The sequence below is a fragment of the Deinococcota bacterium genome (assembly GCA_030858465.1).
GTDB lineage: Bacteria > Deinococcota > Deinococci > Deinococcales > Trueperaceae > JALZLY01.
Genome location: JALZLY010000128.1, coordinates 1 through 15,256, shown reverse-complemented (window position 1 = coordinate 15,256; position 15,256 = coordinate 1). Strand labels below are relative to the sequence as shown.

16 protein-coding genes are annotated in these 15,256 nt (G+C 65.7%); 9 read left to right on the top strand and 7 right to left on the bottom strand.

What is annotated here, in order from left to right; genetic code table 11:
* The 4 genes from M3498_06155 to M3498_06140 all read left to right on the top strand — a co-directional run.
* Positions 1–219: DUF503 family protein (locus M3498_06155; GenBank protein ID MDQ3458866.1), on the top strand; the 219-nt coding region annotated here is incomplete at its 5' end.
* A 291-nt stretch (positions 220–510) separates the two neighbouring features.
* The gene (locus M3498_06150; GenBank protein MDQ3458865.1) at positions 511–2,091 is read left to right on the top strand and encodes a DAK2 domain-containing protein; all 1,581 of its coding nucleotides are present in this window, start codon (positions 511–513) and stop codon (positions 2,089–2,091) included.
* Positions 2,092–2,273: 182 nt separating this feature from the next.
* Positions 2,274–3,542, top strand: coding sequence for an Ig-like domain-containing protein (locus M3498_06145; protein MDQ3458864.1), 1,269 nt, complete (start codon positions 2,274–2,276; stop codon positions 3,540–3,542).
* Between the two features lie 137 nt (positions 3,543–3,679).
* On the top strand, positions 3,680–4,597 hold the full coding sequence (locus tag M3498_06140; protein MDQ3458863.1) for a hypothetical protein: 918 nt from the start codon (positions 3,680–3,682) through the stop codon (positions 4,595–4,597).
* Between the two features lie 11 nt (positions 4,598–4,608).
* On the opposite strand, the gene pyrF is transcribed toward M3498_06140, so the two are convergent.
* Complete coding sequence (pyrF, locus tag M3498_06135) at positions 4,609–5,490, bottom strand: orotidine-5'-phosphate decarboxylase (GenBank protein ID MDQ3458862.1); 882 nt, start codon at positions 5,488–5,490, stop codon at positions 4,609–4,611.
* 395 nt (positions 5,491–5,885) lie between these two features.
* Between pyrF and carA the strand changes: the two genes are divergently transcribed.
* From carA to M3498_06120, 3 genes are read left to right on the top strand one after another with little or no spacing between them, the layout of a single operon-like run.
* Complete coding sequence (gene carA / locus M3498_06130) at positions 5,886–7,037, top strand: glutamine-hydrolyzing carbamoyl-phosphate synthase small subunit (protein ID MDQ3458861.1); 1,152 nt, start codon at positions 5,886–5,888, stop codon at positions 7,035–7,037.
* A 12-nt stretch (positions 7,038–7,049) separates the two neighbouring features.
* Entirely contained in the window at positions 7,050–7,253 is a 204-nt protein-coding gene (locus M3498_06125) for a DUF2281 domain-containing protein (protein MDQ3458860.1), read from the top strand.
* Positions 7,240–7,575, top strand: coding sequence for a type II toxin-antitoxin system PemK/MazF family toxin (locus M3498_06120; GenBank protein ID MDQ3458859.1), 336 nt, complete (start codon positions 7,240–7,242; stop codon positions 7,573–7,575). Before M3498_06125 ends, M3498_06120 begins: the two co-directional genes overlap by 14 nt.
* A 3-nt stretch (positions 7,576–7,578) precedes the next feature.
* Here the strand turns inward: M3498_06120 and M3498_06115 are convergent, their stop codons facing one another.
* From M3498_06115 to M3498_06090, 6 genes are all read right to left on the bottom strand, one after another.
* The gene (locus tag M3498_06115; protein MDQ3458858.1) at positions 7,579–8,085 is read right to left on the bottom strand and encodes a hypothetical protein; all 507 of its coding nucleotides are present in this window, start codon (positions 8,083–8,085) and stop codon (positions 7,579–7,581) included.
* Between the two features lie 102 nt (positions 8,086–8,187).
* Positions 8,188–8,613, bottom strand: coding sequence for an ABA4-like family protein (locus tag M3498_06110; GenBank protein MDQ3458857.1), 426 nt, complete (start codon positions 8,611–8,613; stop codon positions 8,188–8,190).
* Positions 8,614–8,729: 116 nt separating this feature from the next.
* On the bottom strand, positions 8,730–10,355 hold the full coding sequence (locus M3498_06105; protein MDQ3458856.1) for a D-aminoacylase: 1,626 nt from the start codon (positions 10,353–10,355) through the stop codon (positions 8,730–8,732).
* Between the two features lie 112 nt (positions 10,356–10,467).
* Positions 10,468–11,433: a thioredoxin-disulfide reductase gene (gene trxB, locus M3498_06100; GenBank protein ID MDQ3458855.1), complete on the bottom strand. Its 966-nt coding sequence runs from the start codon at positions 11,431–11,433 to the stop codon at positions 10,468–10,470.
* 183 nt (positions 11,434–11,616) lie between these two features.
* Positions 11,617–11,766 (bottom strand): lmo0937 family membrane protein, encoded by a 150-nt coding sequence (locus M3498_06095; GenBank protein ID MDQ3458854.1) that lies wholly within the window; start codon positions 11,764–11,766, stop codon positions 11,617–11,619.
* Positions 11,767–12,068: 302 nt separating this feature from the next.
* Positions 12,069–12,518, bottom strand: coding sequence for a small multi-drug export protein (locus M3498_06090; protein MDQ3458853.1), 450 nt, complete (start codon positions 12,516–12,518; stop codon positions 12,069–12,071).
* Positions 12,519–12,693: 175 nt separating this feature from the next.
* Here M3498_06090 and M3498_06085 point away from each other — a divergent pair, with 175 nt between their 5' ends.
* Positions 12,694–14,787: a M3 family metallopeptidase gene (locus M3498_06085; protein MDQ3458852.1), complete on the top strand. Its 2,094-nt coding sequence runs from the start codon at positions 12,694–12,696 to the stop codon at positions 14,785–14,787.
* On the top strand, positions 14,787–15,256 hold a 470-nt coding region (locus tag M3498_06080; GenBank protein ID MDQ3458851.1), incomplete at its 3' end, for an oligoendopeptidase F. The genes M3498_06085 and M3498_06080, both read left to right, overlap by 1 nt.

The window sequence follows — 15,256 nt, the reverse complement described above, 5'->3', positions numbered from 1 at the left end:
GTGGTGGAGCGGCTGAAGGTGCGCTTCGCGGTTTCCGCCGCACGCTTAGGCGGCGCGGACGAACACGCCTGGGAAACCATCGGCGTCACCGCCATCAGCAGCGACCGGGTGGGGCTCGAGGGGCTCTTGCGCAAGGTCGAGGGATTCGTGGCCGCGCAGGGTGACTACCGGGTGACGGCGAGCAGCCTCGACATCGAACTGTGGGAGCCGTTAGCCTGAGATAGCTTCCGGCTTAATGCGGCTTCTGGTTCAACGCAGCTTACGGCCTGACACGCTTGCAAAATGCTGTAACTTCAAACGTGGATTATGGCCCCTATACAACTTTGGGGTAAGATGGCCCCTACACGGCAGTAACTAGACCGATCCGTTGGCTCCGAGGGGGAGACATGACAGGAAAAACGCCGGCAGACACACGGCCCGACACGCAGACCGAAACACGCGTCGTACCGCTCCTGCAAGACCACGCTGCGCACGGCGTTGCGGGGGTGGGGTGTGCTGGACACTAATACAGTGAGCACCCGGCTCGAGGCCCCCGCTCTGGCGACCGCCTTCACCTTTGCCACCGACTGGCTCGGCGTCTACGTCGACGAGGTCAACGCACTCAACGTCTATCCCGTCCCCGACGGCGATACCGGTACCAACATGCACCTCACCATGCAGTCGGTGCGGCGGCAGCTGGAGGGCGAGAAGCCCAAGACGATGGCCGGGTTCGCCCACGCGCTCGCCTACGGCTCGCTCCTGGGCGCGCGGGGCAACTCCGGGGTGATCTTGAGCCAGGTCTTAAAAGGCTTCGCCGACGCCGTCAAGGGGCGCCAGGACCTGGGCGCCGAGGAGGTGAGGGACGCGCTCGAGGCTGCTACGACGTGCTCCTACGCCGCCGTGATGAAGCCCGTCGAGGGCACCATCTTGACCGTCATGCGCCTTGCCGCCGAAGGCGCCAGAGAAGCCGCCTCGGCCGGGGCCCTGGACGCGCTCAAGGACGCCGTCAAGGCGGGACACCAGGCCCTGGAGAGGACCCCCGAGATGCTGCCGCTCCTCAAGCAGGCGGGCGTGGTGGACGCGGGCGGCTTGGGCCTCTTGCGCGTCTTGGAGGGCGTCGTCGCTCATTTCGAGGGCCGGGAGCTGCCGCCGCCGCCTCGGGTCACCGCGCGCGCTCAGGAGCAGTTCGAGGCCGACGAGTTCGGCTACTGCACCGAGTTCCTGATCTCGGGCGCGACCGCCTCGACGCAAGAGATCCAAGACGCCGTCCAGGAGTTTGGCGACTCGCTCCTGGTGGTGGGCGCCGAGGGCTACGTCAAGGGCCACATCCACACCGAGGAGCCCGAAAAGCTCCTGGCCCTGGTGGGCCGCTACGGCACCATGGTGCGCTCGAAGATCGAGGACATGAGCGAGCAGCACTCCGAGATCCTGGCGGGCGCCGACCTCGGCGAGGTCGCGCCGCCCCAGACCTCGCTGGTGGTAGTCAGCGCGGGCTACGGCGTCACCAAGGTCTTCCGCAGCCTGGGCGCGCGCGTGGTCGCGGGCGGCCAGACGAACAACCCGAGCGTCCAGGACATCGCCGACGCCGTGCGCAGCCTTGGTTCGAAGAACGTCATCGTCATGCCCAACAACAAGAACATCATCATGGCCGCCGAGCGGGTCGGCGAGATCGTCAGGGAGAAGACCATCTTCGTGCTGCCCACCCACAGCCTGGGCCAGGGCTTGGCGGCGGCGGTGCTCTTCAGCGAGGAGAGCGAGCCCGAGGAGCTGCTGGAGAGCATGCGCGAGGCCGCCGAGCACGCCCTCACCTTGGAGGTCACCAGCGCCAGCCGCGACGCCGAAATAGGGGGCGTCTCCGTCAAGGAAGGCGACTGCATCGGCCTGGTCGACGGCAAGCTGACGGCTCGAGCCGACACCCCCGAGAGCTGCCTCGTCAAGCTCCTGGAGAGCGCTGGCGACTATGAGATCGGCACGCTCTTCTACGGCCCGTCGGTGGACCAGGAGCGGGCGCAGGAGCTGCTGGCCGAGCTCGAGGAGCGCTTCGGTGGCTTGGAGCTCGAGCTCCACGCGGGCGGCCCCGAGCTCTACGCCTACCTGATGGCCTTGGAATAGTCGAGGAATAGTCTGTTGATGAACGTCCCCTGAAGGTCTTTTTTGCCCTGGCACACATACTGCCCTCCGGGGGGGTGCTAAGTTGACTCGAGGTTTGAAACAGCACGGCAGCTTTTGCCGACAGCAGCTCTAACAGCGGCTCTAACAGCGGCTCTATAGATAAATAGATTAAGGAGTGATATATGAGACGTCTTCTCTTTCCCAGCCTGACGGCGCTGGTCCTGGTGCTGGCGGCTTGCAGCGGCGAGCTGCTCGATCCTACGGTCACCGACGTTATCGTCAGCCCGCCCGAGAGCACGGTGGTAGTCGGTGCGACGGGCCGGCTCTCCGCCAACGTTATCGGTCCCGGCAGCCCTTCCCAGAGGGTCGAGTGGTCGAGCAACAACAACTCGGTGGCGACGGTCAGCGCTACCGGCCTGGTGGAGGCTATCGCGCCGGGCGTGGCCGTGATCACCGCCATCAGCACCTTCGACCCCACCAAGTCGGGGACGGCGATAGTGAGGGTGACGGCCGCGGCGCCCCCTCCCCCGCCACCCGATCCCTGGACGAACGCGGTCCAAGTCACGGCCGTCGCGGACTCCGTCACGCCCATCCGCAGCAACGAGAGCGTGACCGGAACCTCTCCGGACTTCTATCGGATCCTCCTGCCCGCCAGCCTGAGCCAGCCGCTCGTCTATGTCGAGCTGGCCAACGTCATAGGCGGCGACGCGGTCGTCGAAGTGTTCAGCGCGGCCGCGCCGCGGGAGTCGGTCTACGCCAGCCGCAGCGCGGCCTGGTTCGGGCTGAGCGACAACGTCCTCACGCTCGAGGAGGATGAGTTTGAAACTGCTCAGATTGTGGACGTGTCCTGCCGCGGCCCCTGCATCATCCTCGAGCGCGAGCGGCCCGGCCAGGAGGTCAACCTTTACGTCAGGGTCAGCGCCGTGGGCGCGGGGACGGTTCGCTACAACCTCCACGTCTACGACGATCCCTATCAGGACCCGGGCGAGCCCGACGTCAGCGATTGCCAGGGTTTCGCGGGCGTCCAGGCGGCCTCTCTGCCGCTGTCGGTGTTCGAGCCGGTGTTCGCGGCGATCGGCCCCGGCACCGCGGCTACGGCGACGAAGGGCGAGGTGACGCCTTCGTCCATCATCGTCGAGCCGGTGCCCGAGCAGCGCTACCGGGCGGCGCTCGAGACCTTTGGCGACCGCGACTGTTACGAGGTCGGCCAGCCCGTCAGCCGGGTGGCGCTGGCGCGAGCCACCGCCAACTTGGACATCAACATCCGGGCCGACATCTACAGCGTAAGCACCGGGCAGCTGGTCGACACGCTGTTGGTGGAGCGGGGACGGCAGGAGGACGTTTCCGGCCCTCTGGGCAATATCCGCGTCCGGGTCGTCGTCTACTCCTCCAACGACCGCGCGGGCCCCTCCGCCACCTCCAACTACGAACTCTTCTTTCCCGCCAACTGACTCTTCTTTCCCACCAACTGAACGTGCTTTTGCTCGAGGGCGGCCTCCGGGCCGCTCTCTTTATGCTTTACGCGGGTTATGAACGCGGGCGGGGCAGCTTCCTCATCCGCGTTTAAGCTGGAGGGCTAGACTCGAGTATGCTCACGCGCACCCTCACGATTCTGCTGGCGTCGCTCGTCTTGAGCCTGGCCGCCGCGCAGCGCTGCCTGCCCGAACTCAGCGCCGACGCCACGCCGGGAGACCTCGCCGCAACGGCCTCGGCCGAGGACGCGGCTATGTACCTGCGCCGCGCCGTCGAACTCTTGGAGCCCGCCCTGCCCGTCCTCATGGGCGGGCCCGACACCCACGGCCTGGTACCGGGCGAGCCCGGCTTCGACGACGCTCTCTACCTGGCGTCGCGCCTGCTCCTGCCCGCCTCGTGGGCTCCCGGCGAACTCGGCGAGGTCGTCTGGGCGGACATGCTGCAAGGCGTGGCGGCAATGTACGCTGTCGTGGCGCCCGCTCCCTCGGGGCTCAGCCGGGGCGAACTCATCCGCGACCTGTCCCTGCTCATCGACCGGGCGGTGCCGACGCTTGACCCCGTCGTGCTCATCGCGGCCTCGGGCAGCGATCCCAGTCGCATCGGCTTTCTGGCGATCATCCGCAACGACTCGGTCTACCCCCGGCTCATCGTGATGCGGCCGCCCGCGGGGGCCTTCGACCTGAGCCGCGGGCCAGCGCCCGTCCTGCCCGCCTTGGAGACCTGCGCCATGCCGCTCGAGCGTTTCATCTCGGCTCGAGAGGAGACGGCGACGAGGCTCTACCTCGCCAACAGCGAGGCGCGGATGGTGGTCGTGGACATCAGCAGCTCGCCGCAGTTCGCGCCGCACTGGGTAGAAGCGGGCGAGGAGCTCGACTACCTGCGCCTGGCCCACCCCTACACCGCCTCCCTGGACCGTTTCTCGGTCGTCTTCGTGGGGCCGGGGCCGGCCATGACTACGGTGCTGCGGATCATCCCGCAGCTCCGCACCAACATGAGCCCGCGCGAGATCGTGCAGTTCGTCCTGGACCGGTAAGCCCCTAGCCCTCACACCCCCAGCGCCTCGTTGATCTCGCGCCGCATGGCGAGCGCGGCCCCCCTCGCCGCCTGGGCGAAGTCGTCGCCCGCCGAGACGTAGGTGAGCCCCCGGCTGGCGTTCACCACCGCGCCGAGCCCCTCGCCGTCAAAGGCCGCGACCACGTCTTGCGCCCCCGCGCCCTGGGCGCCGTAGCCCGGCACCAACAAGAGGCTGTGCGGCATTCTCTCGCGCAGGGCGGCCAGCTCGGCGGGATAGGTCGCGCCGACCACGGCGCCCACCGGCGAGTAGCCGCTCACGCCCAGGTGATGCTCGCCCCAAAGCTCGACGAGGTCGGCGACGCACTCGTAGACCTTGCGCCCGTCCTCGGTGACGAGGTCCTGAAGGTCGCTACCCGACGGGTTCGAGGTCTTGACCAGAACGAACAGTCCCCGACCGTTGGCGGCAGCGTAGTCTAAAAAGGCCGCCACGCCGTCGCTGCCCAGGTAGGGATTGACGGTGAGCGCGTCGCAGGCGAAGACGCCGCCAGTCAGATAGGCCCGGGCGTAGGCCTCGGCGCTGATGTCGATGTCGCCGCGCTTGGCGTCCAAGACGACCGGGACGTTCCGGCCGCGGATGTCGGCGAGAAGCTGCGCCATGGCGATGATGCCGGGCACGCCCAGAGCCTCGAAAAAGGCCGCCTGCGGCTTGTAGCAGGCCACCACGTCCTGCGTCGCTTCGATGATCGCCTGGAAGTAGAAGACCACGGCCTTGGCGACCTGCGCCGGGTCGCCGCCGAAGCGGTCGGGGTGGGTGAGCGGGTGAGCTAAAGGCCTGGGGTCGATGCCCAGGCAGACCCTCGAGTTCGTCGCTTTGACGCGCTCGGTGAGGCGTTCGGCAAAGGGTTGGGACATGGCTCTATGCTGACATGTTTGGGCTGAGAGGTCCGTTTTTTGTAGTTGCAGTTTTTGTAGTTGCAGTTTTTGTAGTTGCAGTGTCGGCGCAGCCTCGAGCGTCAGGGGGTTGCTTGTGCTGCTTCCTCGTCAGGTAGCTTATCGACCAACTCGTCGAGGTGCGCTTGCAGCCGACCGCTTTTGATTTTGAGCTCGACGATGTAGGCATAAAGTTCACCCTCGAGGTTGGGTTGGGGTTTGCCCTATTCGTCGGCGATCTTTTGGTGATGTTCGGCGGTCCGCGCTTCGAGACTGGCGAGCCGTTTGCGAAGCTGCTTGTTTCTGCCCACGGTGCAGCCTATCCGACACGACGGCCGCTTGTGAAGGGTGCTAGACTCGTCCCTGGTGAGATGCTCATGTCGCTACTGAAAAAACCCCCCGCCGTGCTCGCGCTCGAGGACGGCACCGTCTACTACGGCTACGCCTTTGGCTATAGGGGCGAGACGGTCGGCGAGATTGTTTTTAACACTTCGATGACGGGCTACCAGGAGATCCTGACCGACCCCTCCTACCACGGGCAGATCGTCACCATGACCTATCCGCACATCGGCAACTACGGGGTGAGCGTCTACGACATGGAGTCGAACAAGCCCTTCGCGCGCGGCTTCATCGTCCGCGAGTTCTCGCGCGTCGCTTCGAACCACCGCTCCAACCAGGACCTGCGGAGCTTCATGGAGGGGCACGGCATCGTCGGCATCGAGGGCATCGACACCCGCGCCCTTACCCGCAGGCTCAGAACGGGCGGCGTGGTCAAGGGTGTCATCCATCACGGCGAGACCGACGACGAAAAGGAGGCCGAGCTGGTCGAGCAGGCCAGGGAGCACGAGGACATCGACGGGCGCGATATGACGCCCGAGGTCACCACGCCGCTGCCCTACGCTCGGCCGACCTTCAAGGACTGTCCGCGTGTCGTCGTCATCGACTTCGGCATCAAGCACTCTATAGTCTACAAGCTCGAGCAGGCCGGCGCCGAGGTGATCGTGGTGCCCGCGCAGACGACGCCCGCGCAGATCATGGCCCTAGACCCTTACGGCCTGGTGCTCAGCAACGGCCCCGGCGACCCGGACGGCCCCAAGTACGCCCACGACACCGTCTGGCAGATGCTCGGGCTCTTGCCGACCTACGGCATCTGCATGGGCCACCAGCTCCTGGGTCTGGCGGTCGGCGGCAAGACCTACAAGCTCAAGCACGGCCACCACGGCGCCAACACCCCGGTCAAGAACCTGGTGACCGGCGAGGTCGAGATAACCTCCCAAAACCACAACTACGCGGTCGACATCGGCTCGATCCCCGGCAGCCAGTTTCAGGCAACCCATCTCAACTTGAATGACGGTACCCTGGAGGGCATGGCCCATATCCGCTACCCGGTCTTCAGCGTGCAGTACCACCCCGAGGCCAGCCCCGGCCCGCACGACGCCACCTACCTCTTCAAGCGCTTTATCGAGGAGGTCAACGCCTTTGAGGGCGCCACCGCGATGCCGGCGGTCAAGGCCTACCAGGATTTCTGAAGGAGAGAAGGTGTGGAAAAGGTACGCGAACATACGCTCATTGCCAAGATTCGGGATTTGCCTCAGGAAAAAATTGCCGAAGTCGAGGACTTCGTGGATTTCCTGAGGCAACGTTCTGTCGATACCAAGTTGACCACAGCGGCCACCCGACTTTCGGAAGCAGCGTTTCAAAAGATCTGGGACAATCCCGACGATGCTGCGTATGACGAATTATAAGTTCGGCGATATCGTTCTGGTTCCGTTTCCCTTCACCGACCAGAGCACCGGAAAAAAGCGTCCGGCAGTGGTGATAAGTTCCGACCGCTATCACCGCCAACGCACAGACCTCATCCTCATGGCCGTCTCGAGCCAACTGTCCGCCAAGGTGGCGGGGGACGTTTCCATCGCCAAGTGGACAGAGGCCGGCCTCATCAAAGCGTCCGTGTTCAAACCAATCCTGACGACGGTAGAGCGCAAGTTGATCATCCGCACCTTGGGCCAGCTACAAGATGAGGACGTAAAGAGACTGAAAGAGGCGCTGGACGAGATTCTCGGCTAATCGTCAGAGGTACAAGTTGACGCCCAGCGACAGGTGCGGAAGGTAGAAGAAGCCGATGAAGGGAAGGGAGTCATAAAAGAGCGTCGCACCCGCCTCCAGCACCAGGCTGGTGTCGCCAAAGCGGTAGTCCGCGCCTACGAACCCACTGGCGCCGAAAAAGATGTCCAGGTAGCGGTCCCTAAGAAAATAGACGGCCAGGCGCGGGCCCGCACCCAGGTAGCCGCCCAACCCTTGTCCCGCGGAGAAACGCCACAGCGCGGCGGGCGCGATCTCGAACGCGAGTGGCGGGCGACAGTCGGTGTCGGGAACGGCGGGGCAGACGGTGGCGACGTAGGCGAGGTAGCTCAGCTCGAGCCTGGCGTCGAGCCCGTCTGCAAGAAGATCGTGTGCACCAACGCGCGCCTGAACGCCGCCGTAAAGAAGATGGTACGTCCCGGAAACGCCGAACCAGCTTGTCGCCCCTTCCGTCTCAGCTTGAGCAGCGACGGGGCCGAAGTTTGCGAGCGCCACCAAGCCCATGAGCAAGACGTAGCGTTTTATTCGCGCCTCCTAGTGGGTTGTCACCCCACCCTAGCACACATCACCTTGGCGGCCCTGCGCTGGACCTTGCGCTCAGTTCACGCTCCGCACCGGATCGACCTTGGCCCTTCGCTCCCTCACGAACAGGTAAGCTCCCAAGCCGAGCGGTCCGGCGAAGAGCGTCAAGAGCAAGAATACTTCCGGCTTGACGCCCCAGTACTTGGCGTCGCGAAAGATCCACACGCCGCTAAACAGGTTCAGGGTCATGAGGTGAGCCCAGACGGCGGCCACACCCCAGCGCCCGCTCAGGGTCGCCTGCACGCCCGCGTAGGATAGGTCCAGGCCCGCCCCGGTCGCGAGGGTGCCGAGCAGGGCGAGCGCGTACAGGCCGCAGAGCGCGATGACCGGCCAGTAGCTCATCACCAGGCGCTGCGTCAGCGAGGCCTTGGGAAAGAGGAGCATGCTTACCCAGATGGGCAGGGGCAAGATGGTGACGAGGCTGAAGAGGACTTCGGGCATGGGGCCAGTCTATCCCATTCCTTTCGCGCTTCCGAGAACCTTCCGCCGCAAGCGTGGCTCGCCGAGATGTACTGCTGCAACTGCTCGATGAAGGTACTGGTGCGAAGTAGTTGGTGTCACTTGGTGTTTCGCACCACCCGCCCCGGGGTCGCTCCGCTATGCAGCCCGTCCGCGAGGACCCGCGCGCCGTTGACCCAGACATCGCGCACCCCGACCGAGAGCCGGTGCGACGCCTCGAAGGTGGCCCGGTCGAGAACCGTCGCGGGATCGAAGAGGACGACGTCGGCGGCCATGCCCCGGCGCAACAGTCCCCGGTCGCGCAAGCCCAAACGGTCGGCGACGGCCGAACTCATCTTGCGGACGGCGTCCTCGAGCGCTAGTACCCCCTCCTCGCGGACGTACTTGCCCAAGACCCGCGGATAGCTGCCGTAGGCCCGGGGGTGCGTCGGCCCCATCTCCTGGCCCCAGGCGGGGTCGTAGCCGCCGGCGTCGGTGGAGATCTTCATCCAGGGCTCCGTGAGTTGCCGCTTTAAGTTCTCCTCCGCCATCGAGAAGTAGATGGTGCTGATGCGCTGCTCTTCCGACATGAGCAGGTCGAACACCGCGTCCACCCAATGCTGCTTGCGCATGGCGGCGATCTCGGAGAGGCGCTTGCCAACCCAAGCCTGGTTCTCGGGCTTCTGGAAGCCGATGGGCATGACGATCTCGGGGCCGTCGCGGCTGGCCATCGCCTCCCAGGAGCCGTCGGGCTCCAAGACGGCTCCTCTGATCTTCTCGCGCACCGCGGGATCGCGCAGGTTCTCGAAGAGCCTGCCTTCCGCGGCCGCCCAGGGTGGCAGGACCGAGCTCAGACCCGTGCCCGAGGCGGGGTAGGGGTACATGTCGGCGCTCACGTCGAGCCCGGCCGCGCGGGCCTCGTTGATCATGGCGATCACCCGTGGCATCTTGTCCCAGTTGGCCTTGCCGGCGGCCTTGAGGTGATAGATCTCGACGGGCAGCTCTGCCCCCCGGCCGACGGCGAAGGCCTCCTCGAGGGCTCCGAATATCTCCTCGGCCTCGGAGCGGATGTGGCTGATGTAGAGGCCACTGTACTCGCTGACCACCTTGCAGACCTCGCTTATCTCGGGAGTAGCGGTGTAGGCGTCGGGGGGATAGATGAGCGCGTAGGCGACGCCGAAGGCGCCGTCCGCCATCGCCTCGGCCGTGAGGCGCTTCATCGCCCCCAGCTCGTCCTCCGTCGGCGCGCGCATGGCCATGCCCATGACGTGCTCGCGCAGGGTGCCGCCGGCCAAAAAGGAGCCGATGTTGGGCGACACGCCGCGCTCTACCATCGCCTCCAGCCAGTCGCCGAAGCGCGTCCAGCCACGAGCGCGCGCCACCCACTCGGGCAGGCGCCGGGCGTAGACCTCGAAGCCGATCGGCTCCTTGCGCTTGCCGCCAAAGGGCGCGGGCGTCCAGCCCTCGCCCATGATCTCGGTGGTGACGCCCTGAGTGATCTTCGAGAGGCTGCGGCCGTCCATCATCAGCGGCGCGATCGAGTGGCTCTGGATGTCGATGAAACCGGGGCAGACGACCAGGCCGGAGGCCTCGACGACTTCGGCGGCGCCCTCTCTCGGGATACGTCCGGCCGGGGCGACCGCGGCGATGAGGTCGCCAGAGAGCGCGACGTCGCCGTAGAACCAGGGGTTTCCCGTGCCGTCGACGACCCGGGCGCCCTGAATGAGCACGTCATAGCATGGCATGGTCTATTCTACAGCTCTAGCCACGGCACGCGAAGCCCCACATCTTAGCGGGGCTCGAGCCCTTGTCTTTGTGCTGTTCCAGCCGTTGCGACGCTAGCTTTCCTCGAGGGCGCTAGGCCACCGCAACGGCTTCAGCTTCCTTTTCGGCTAAGAAGCGCTCGACCGTCATGGCGGCGCGGGTGCCCGCGCCCACGCTGGTGCCGAGCTGGCGGTAGACATCGTCGGCGACGTCGCCCGCCGCGAAGATGCCGGGGGTGCTGGTGTAGATCTCGTCCTTCACCCTGACGTAGCCGTCGGGACGAAGCTCGAGCACGCCCGCCAGGTAGGCCGTGTTGGGGATGTGGCCGATATAGATGAACACGCCGTCGGTCTTCATGGCCGTTTCCTCGCCGGTGACCAGGTCGCGCAGCTTGACGCCGGTGACCACGCCGTCCCTGCCCATGACCTCCTCGACCACGCTGTTCCAGACCCAGTGCATCTTGGCGTTGCCAAAGGCGCGCTCCTGGGCGACCTTGTTGGCGCGGAGCTCGCTCCGGCGGTGAACGACCGTTACCCTGTCGGCGAACTTGGTCAGAAAGAGGCCCTCCTCGACGGCGGCGTCGCCGCCGCCGACCACCACCACCTCCTTGCCGCGGTAGAAGAAGCCGTCGCAGGTGGCGCAGGTCGACACGCCGCGGCCGTAGAACTCGTCCTCGCCGGGCACGCCGAGCCGGCGCGGGTTGGCGCCGGTGGCGACGATGACCGCGGGAGCTCGAAAGTCCTGGTCGTAGCCGCGCACCAAGAAGCCTTCCCCCGACCGTTCCAGGCTCTGCACCTCTTCCATGATTACCTTGGCGCCGAACTTCTCGGCCTGCCTGACCATCCTTTCGGAGAGTTCCGGACCGCTGATGGCGACGTCGAAGCCGGGGTAGTTCTCGACCTCCTCGGTCTGGGCGATCTGTCCGCCGGGCAGGCCCTTCTCGAGGATGACCGTCCTCAGCTGCGCCCGGCCGGCGTAGATGCCGGCGGTCAGGCCCGCCGGGCCACCCCCGATGATGACCACGTCCACCTCTTGCGCTTCTTGTTTGCGTGACGCCATGCCAGCCTCCATAGAGGTGACGATAGCACTCCCCTCCGCGGGCGCGCGTAGAACTGGATACCCGCGCCTCTCAGCACAAGCTCACGCCAAAGGGAGCGCCGCACTGCCTGGACGGAGGCGCGGCGCTCTTTTCTCATACCTTGTGGGGTTTGCCGACCTGCAAAGGTGTCGCTCTCGAGCCGGCTAGACTGTCCTTCGGCCCGTAACCAACTGGTAGACGAGCACGATGACGGCGATCACGAGAAGCAGGTGGATGAGATTGCCCGCTACTCTAAAGACGAAGCCGCCAAGTAGCCACAGAACGAGAAGGATGACGAAGATGGTCCAGAGCATGGTTACTTCCTTTCCGACACGGATTCTTTTGGCACCGATGTCGCGCAACGCCGAGAGCAAAGGCGGACATCTGGCGATGTGAGTTCATGTGCGTCCGTTACCTCGCTCTTCTCACGTTCTTTACATGTTAAGCCTAAACCCGGCTGGAAGTAAAGCGTGTAACATTTCTCAAATGATAGAGCTCAAACGAGCAGGGCTCAAACGACGGAGCTCAAACGACAGGGCAGCCCTTTGGGTGGCCGACGCCTGCACTCGCCCATCGTTCGTCGCGGGGCCCTGGGGCCACGGCGGCGGGCTCGAGCTCAGCGCTGGGCGAAGGCCTCGAGGCCCAGGGCGACGGCGGCCGCGATGGTGACCGCGTACAAGACGATGCTTAGGAGCGAGTAGAGGAGGAGCGCGCTCCGCTTCATGCCGAGCGCCCTTGCGGTCGCGGCGACGATCCAGACACCCACCCAGGGGGTGATGACGAGGATGAACCAGCTGCCGTAACGGTTGACGAGCCGCTCGAAACGTTCGGACCTGCGCCCTGTTAGCCAGTCGCCTATCTGCGGATGGCGCGCGAGCTTCTCGTAGGCGAAGACGATGAGCAAGACCGGGGTGAAGTTTCCCAGGGCCGGCCAGACGACCGCCGAGGTGTAGTCGAGGCCCATGGCGATGGCGGCGGGCACGGCCACGTAGATCTCGAAGAAGGGGAAAAACCCTAAAAACCACGCTGTTGCCGCCTTGCCCGTGTATTCCAGAACCCACGTCATGGTCTCACCTCACCGCCCAATCTTAAGGCTTGGGTAATGAGCAAGGTAAGCGGGTGTGGCGGTGCCCAACACGGTTTGGGAAGCTGGTAAGGTTTAAGTCCTGTTCCAGTGTTAAACTGTTGGCTATCTGCCTTCGTTTTCTGGTGAGAACTCCGGGCTTAAAAAGGAGCTGTTGATGAATCCACTGAGGTCTCGAGACTTTACCATTCCCTTCCACGAGATAGCCGCCGAGCACGTCGAGCCCGGCATCAAGGAGGCGCTCGCCGAGGCCGAGGCGTCCTTGACGGCGCTCGTTCAGGACCGCGGCCCCCGCTCTTACGCCAACACCATCGGCGCCCTGGACGAGCTGACCGAGTGCCTGGGCCGGGTCGTCACCGTCGCTCAGCACCTGACCTCGGTCATCAACACGCCCGAGCTGCGCGCCGCCTACAACGCCGTTCTGCCTGAGTTCTCGAGCTTTTTCGCCAAGCTGCCCTTGAACGAGGGCTTGTGGCGGGCGGTCAAGAGCTTTGCCGAGAGCGACGAGGCGGCGGCCTTGACGGGCGTGAGGAAGCGCCACCTCGACAAGACCGTCCAGGACTTCGTGCGCGCCGGAGCCGACCTGCCCGAGGAGGACAAGCGCCGCGCCGAAGCGATCAGCGTCGAACTGTCTCGCCTGCAGACCAAGTTCTCGGAAAACGTTTTGGACAGCAGCAACGCCTTCGAACTCGTCCTCAGCGATCCCGCCGACCTCGCCGGCCTGCCGCAGTCGGCTACCGATCAGGCCAGGGCGAGCGCCGAGGAGCGAGGCCAGGAGGGCTGGCGCTTCACCTTGCAGGCGCCCTCGCTCCTGCCGTTTTTGCAGTACGCCGACAATCGCGAGCTGCGCGAGAAGATGCACAGCGCCTTCGTCAACCGCGCGAGCGACGCCGCTTTCGACGGGGGCGCCTTCGACAACCGCCCGCTGATCGGCCGGATTCTGGCCTTGCGCCGCGAGCAGGCCGCGCTCTTGGGCTACCGGGACTTCGCCGACTACCGCCTCGAGGTCAACATGGTCGGCTCGGGCAAGGAGGCCGCCGACTTCGTGCGCGAGCTGACCGAGGGGACCAGGCCCTACTGGCAGGGGGAAGTGGCGGAGATTCTGGAGCACGCCCGCATGCTCGGCTTGGGCGACTTGAAGCCCTGGGACCTCGCCTACGTTACCGAAAAGTTGCGCCAGGCCCGCTACGCTTTCGACGAGGAGGCCTTGCGCCCCTATTTTCCCCTCGAGAGCGTGATGGCGGGCATGTTCGAGATCTGCCGCCGGCTCTTCGGCATCGAGGTGAAGGAGCGGCCCATGGGGGCGGTCTGGCATCCCGAGGTCACCTTCTACGACCTTTTCGGCGAGGACGGCGTCCACCTGGGCTCCTTTTACGCCGACTGGTTTCCGCGCGAGGAGAAGCGCGCCGGGGCCTGGATGAACGCCTTTATCACGGGCGGTCCGAGCGAGGACGACTTCGCGCCCCACCTGGGCCTGATGATCGGCAACTTCAGCCCTCCGGCGCAAGGCAAGCCCGCTCTCCTCACCCATAACGAGGTCCAGACCATCTTTCACGAGTTCGGCCACCTGCTGCACCACTGCGTTTCGCGCGTCGAGGTGCCGGGGCGGGCGGGCATCCATGTGGCCTGGGACTTCGTCGAGCTGCCCTCGCAGATCATGGAGAACTGGACCTGGGAAAGAGAGGCGCTCGATCTCTTCGCCCGCCACCATGACACGGGCGAGCCCATCCCGGACGACCTCTTCGAGCGGATGCGCGCCGCCAGGACCTTTGCGGCGGCGAGCTTGCAGATGCGCCAGCTCTCCTTTGGAACGGTGGACCTGGGCCTCCACATCGACTACGACCCGGCCGGGGACGGCGATCCGGAGAGCCGGCAAGGCGAGGTGACAGCCTACGCGCAAGAGCTTATGCGCGACTTCGCCGTCAAGCCCGAGTTCGCCGACAACAACTTCATCGCCGCCTTCAGCCACGTCTTCGCGGGCGGCTACGCGGCGAGCTACTACTCCTACAAGTGGTCGGAGGTCTTGGAGGCCGACGCCTTTAGCCGCTTCAAGGCCGAGGGCATTTTCAACCGCGAGACGGGTCGCGACTACCTGAACGCCATCCTCTCGAGGGGCGACTCCGCCGAGCCCGCCGAGCTCTTCCGCGAGTTTATGGGCAGAGACCCCGATCCCGCCGCGCTGTTGGCGCGAAACTTCGAGACGGTGATGGCGGGGCCGACGGCGGTCGCCGCGACCCCGGGGGTGCGCTGATGGCGAGGGGGCAGATGGCGAGGGGGCAGATGGCGAGGGGGCAGGTGGCGAGGCGCCGGGACATCCCCGAGGCGCAGCGCTGGAACGAAGCGAGCGTCTTTGCAAGCCCGCAGGATTGGGAGCGGGCCTTTGGCGAGGTCGGCGAGGCGCTCTCTAGCCTGGCGCGCTTCAAGGGGCGGCTGGGCGAAGGCCCCGAGAGGCTCGCGGACTGGCTCGAGGCCTCGCAGGACTTCGCGGGCGAACTCGGCAAGGTCTTCGTCTACGCCAGCATGCAGTACAGCTGCGACACCAGCGACAGCGCGGCATCGGCCCGCTTTGAACGGGCCAGGAGTCTCTACGCCCGCGCCGCGGCCGCCACCGCCTTCGCCGAGCCGGAGCTGCTCGAGATCGGCTTTGAGACGCTCCGCGCCTGGCTGGATGAGCCCCGGCTGGCGCCCTACGCCCACTACCTCGAGCGCCTAGAAGCCCG

Excerpts from the sequence above, each read along its gene's own strand:
- M3498_06145 (MDQ3458864.1), top strand. The coding sequence starts at position 2,274 with ATGAGACGTCTTCTCTTTCCCAGCCTGACGGCGCTGGTCCTGGTGCTG.
- M3498_06140 (MDQ3458863.1), top strand. The coding sequence starts at position 3,680 with ATGCTCACGCGCACCCTCACGATTCTGCTGGCGTCGCTCGTCTTGAGC.
- pyrF (MDQ3458862.1), bottom strand. The coding sequence starts at position 5,490 with ATGTCCCAACCCTTTGCCGAACGCCTCACCGAGCGCGTCAAAGCGACG.
- carA (MDQ3458861.1), top strand. The coding sequence starts at position 5,886 with ATGTCGCTACTGAAAAAACCCCCCGCCGTGCTCGCGCTCGAGGACGGC.
- M3498_06120 (MDQ3458859.1), top strand. The coding sequence starts at position 7,240 with ATGACGAATTATAAGTTCGGCGATATCGTTCTGGTTCCGTTTCCCTTC.
- M3498_06110 (MDQ3458857.1), bottom strand. The coding sequence starts at position 8,613 with ATGCCCGAAGTCCTCTTCAGCCTCGTCACCATCTTGCCCCTGCCCATC.
- M3498_06105 (MDQ3458856.1), bottom strand. The coding sequence starts at position 10,355 with ATGCCATGCTATGACGTGCTCATTCAGGGCGCCCGGGTCGTCGACGGC.
- trxB (MDQ3458855.1), bottom strand. The coding sequence starts at position 11,433 with ATGGCGTCACGCAAACAAGAAGCGCAAGAGGTGGACGTGGTCATCATC.
- M3498_06095 (MDQ3458854.1), bottom strand. The coding sequence starts at position 11,766 with ATGCTCTGGACCATCTTCGTCATCCTTCTCGTTCTGTGGCTACTTGGC.
- M3498_06090 (MDQ3458853.1), bottom strand. The coding sequence starts at position 12,518 with ATGACGTGGGTTCTGGAATACACGGGCAAGGCGGCAACAGCGTGGTTT.
- M3498_06085 (MDQ3458852.1), top strand. The coding sequence starts at position 12,694 with ATGAATCCACTGAGGTCTCGAGACTTTACCATTCCCTTCCACGAGATA.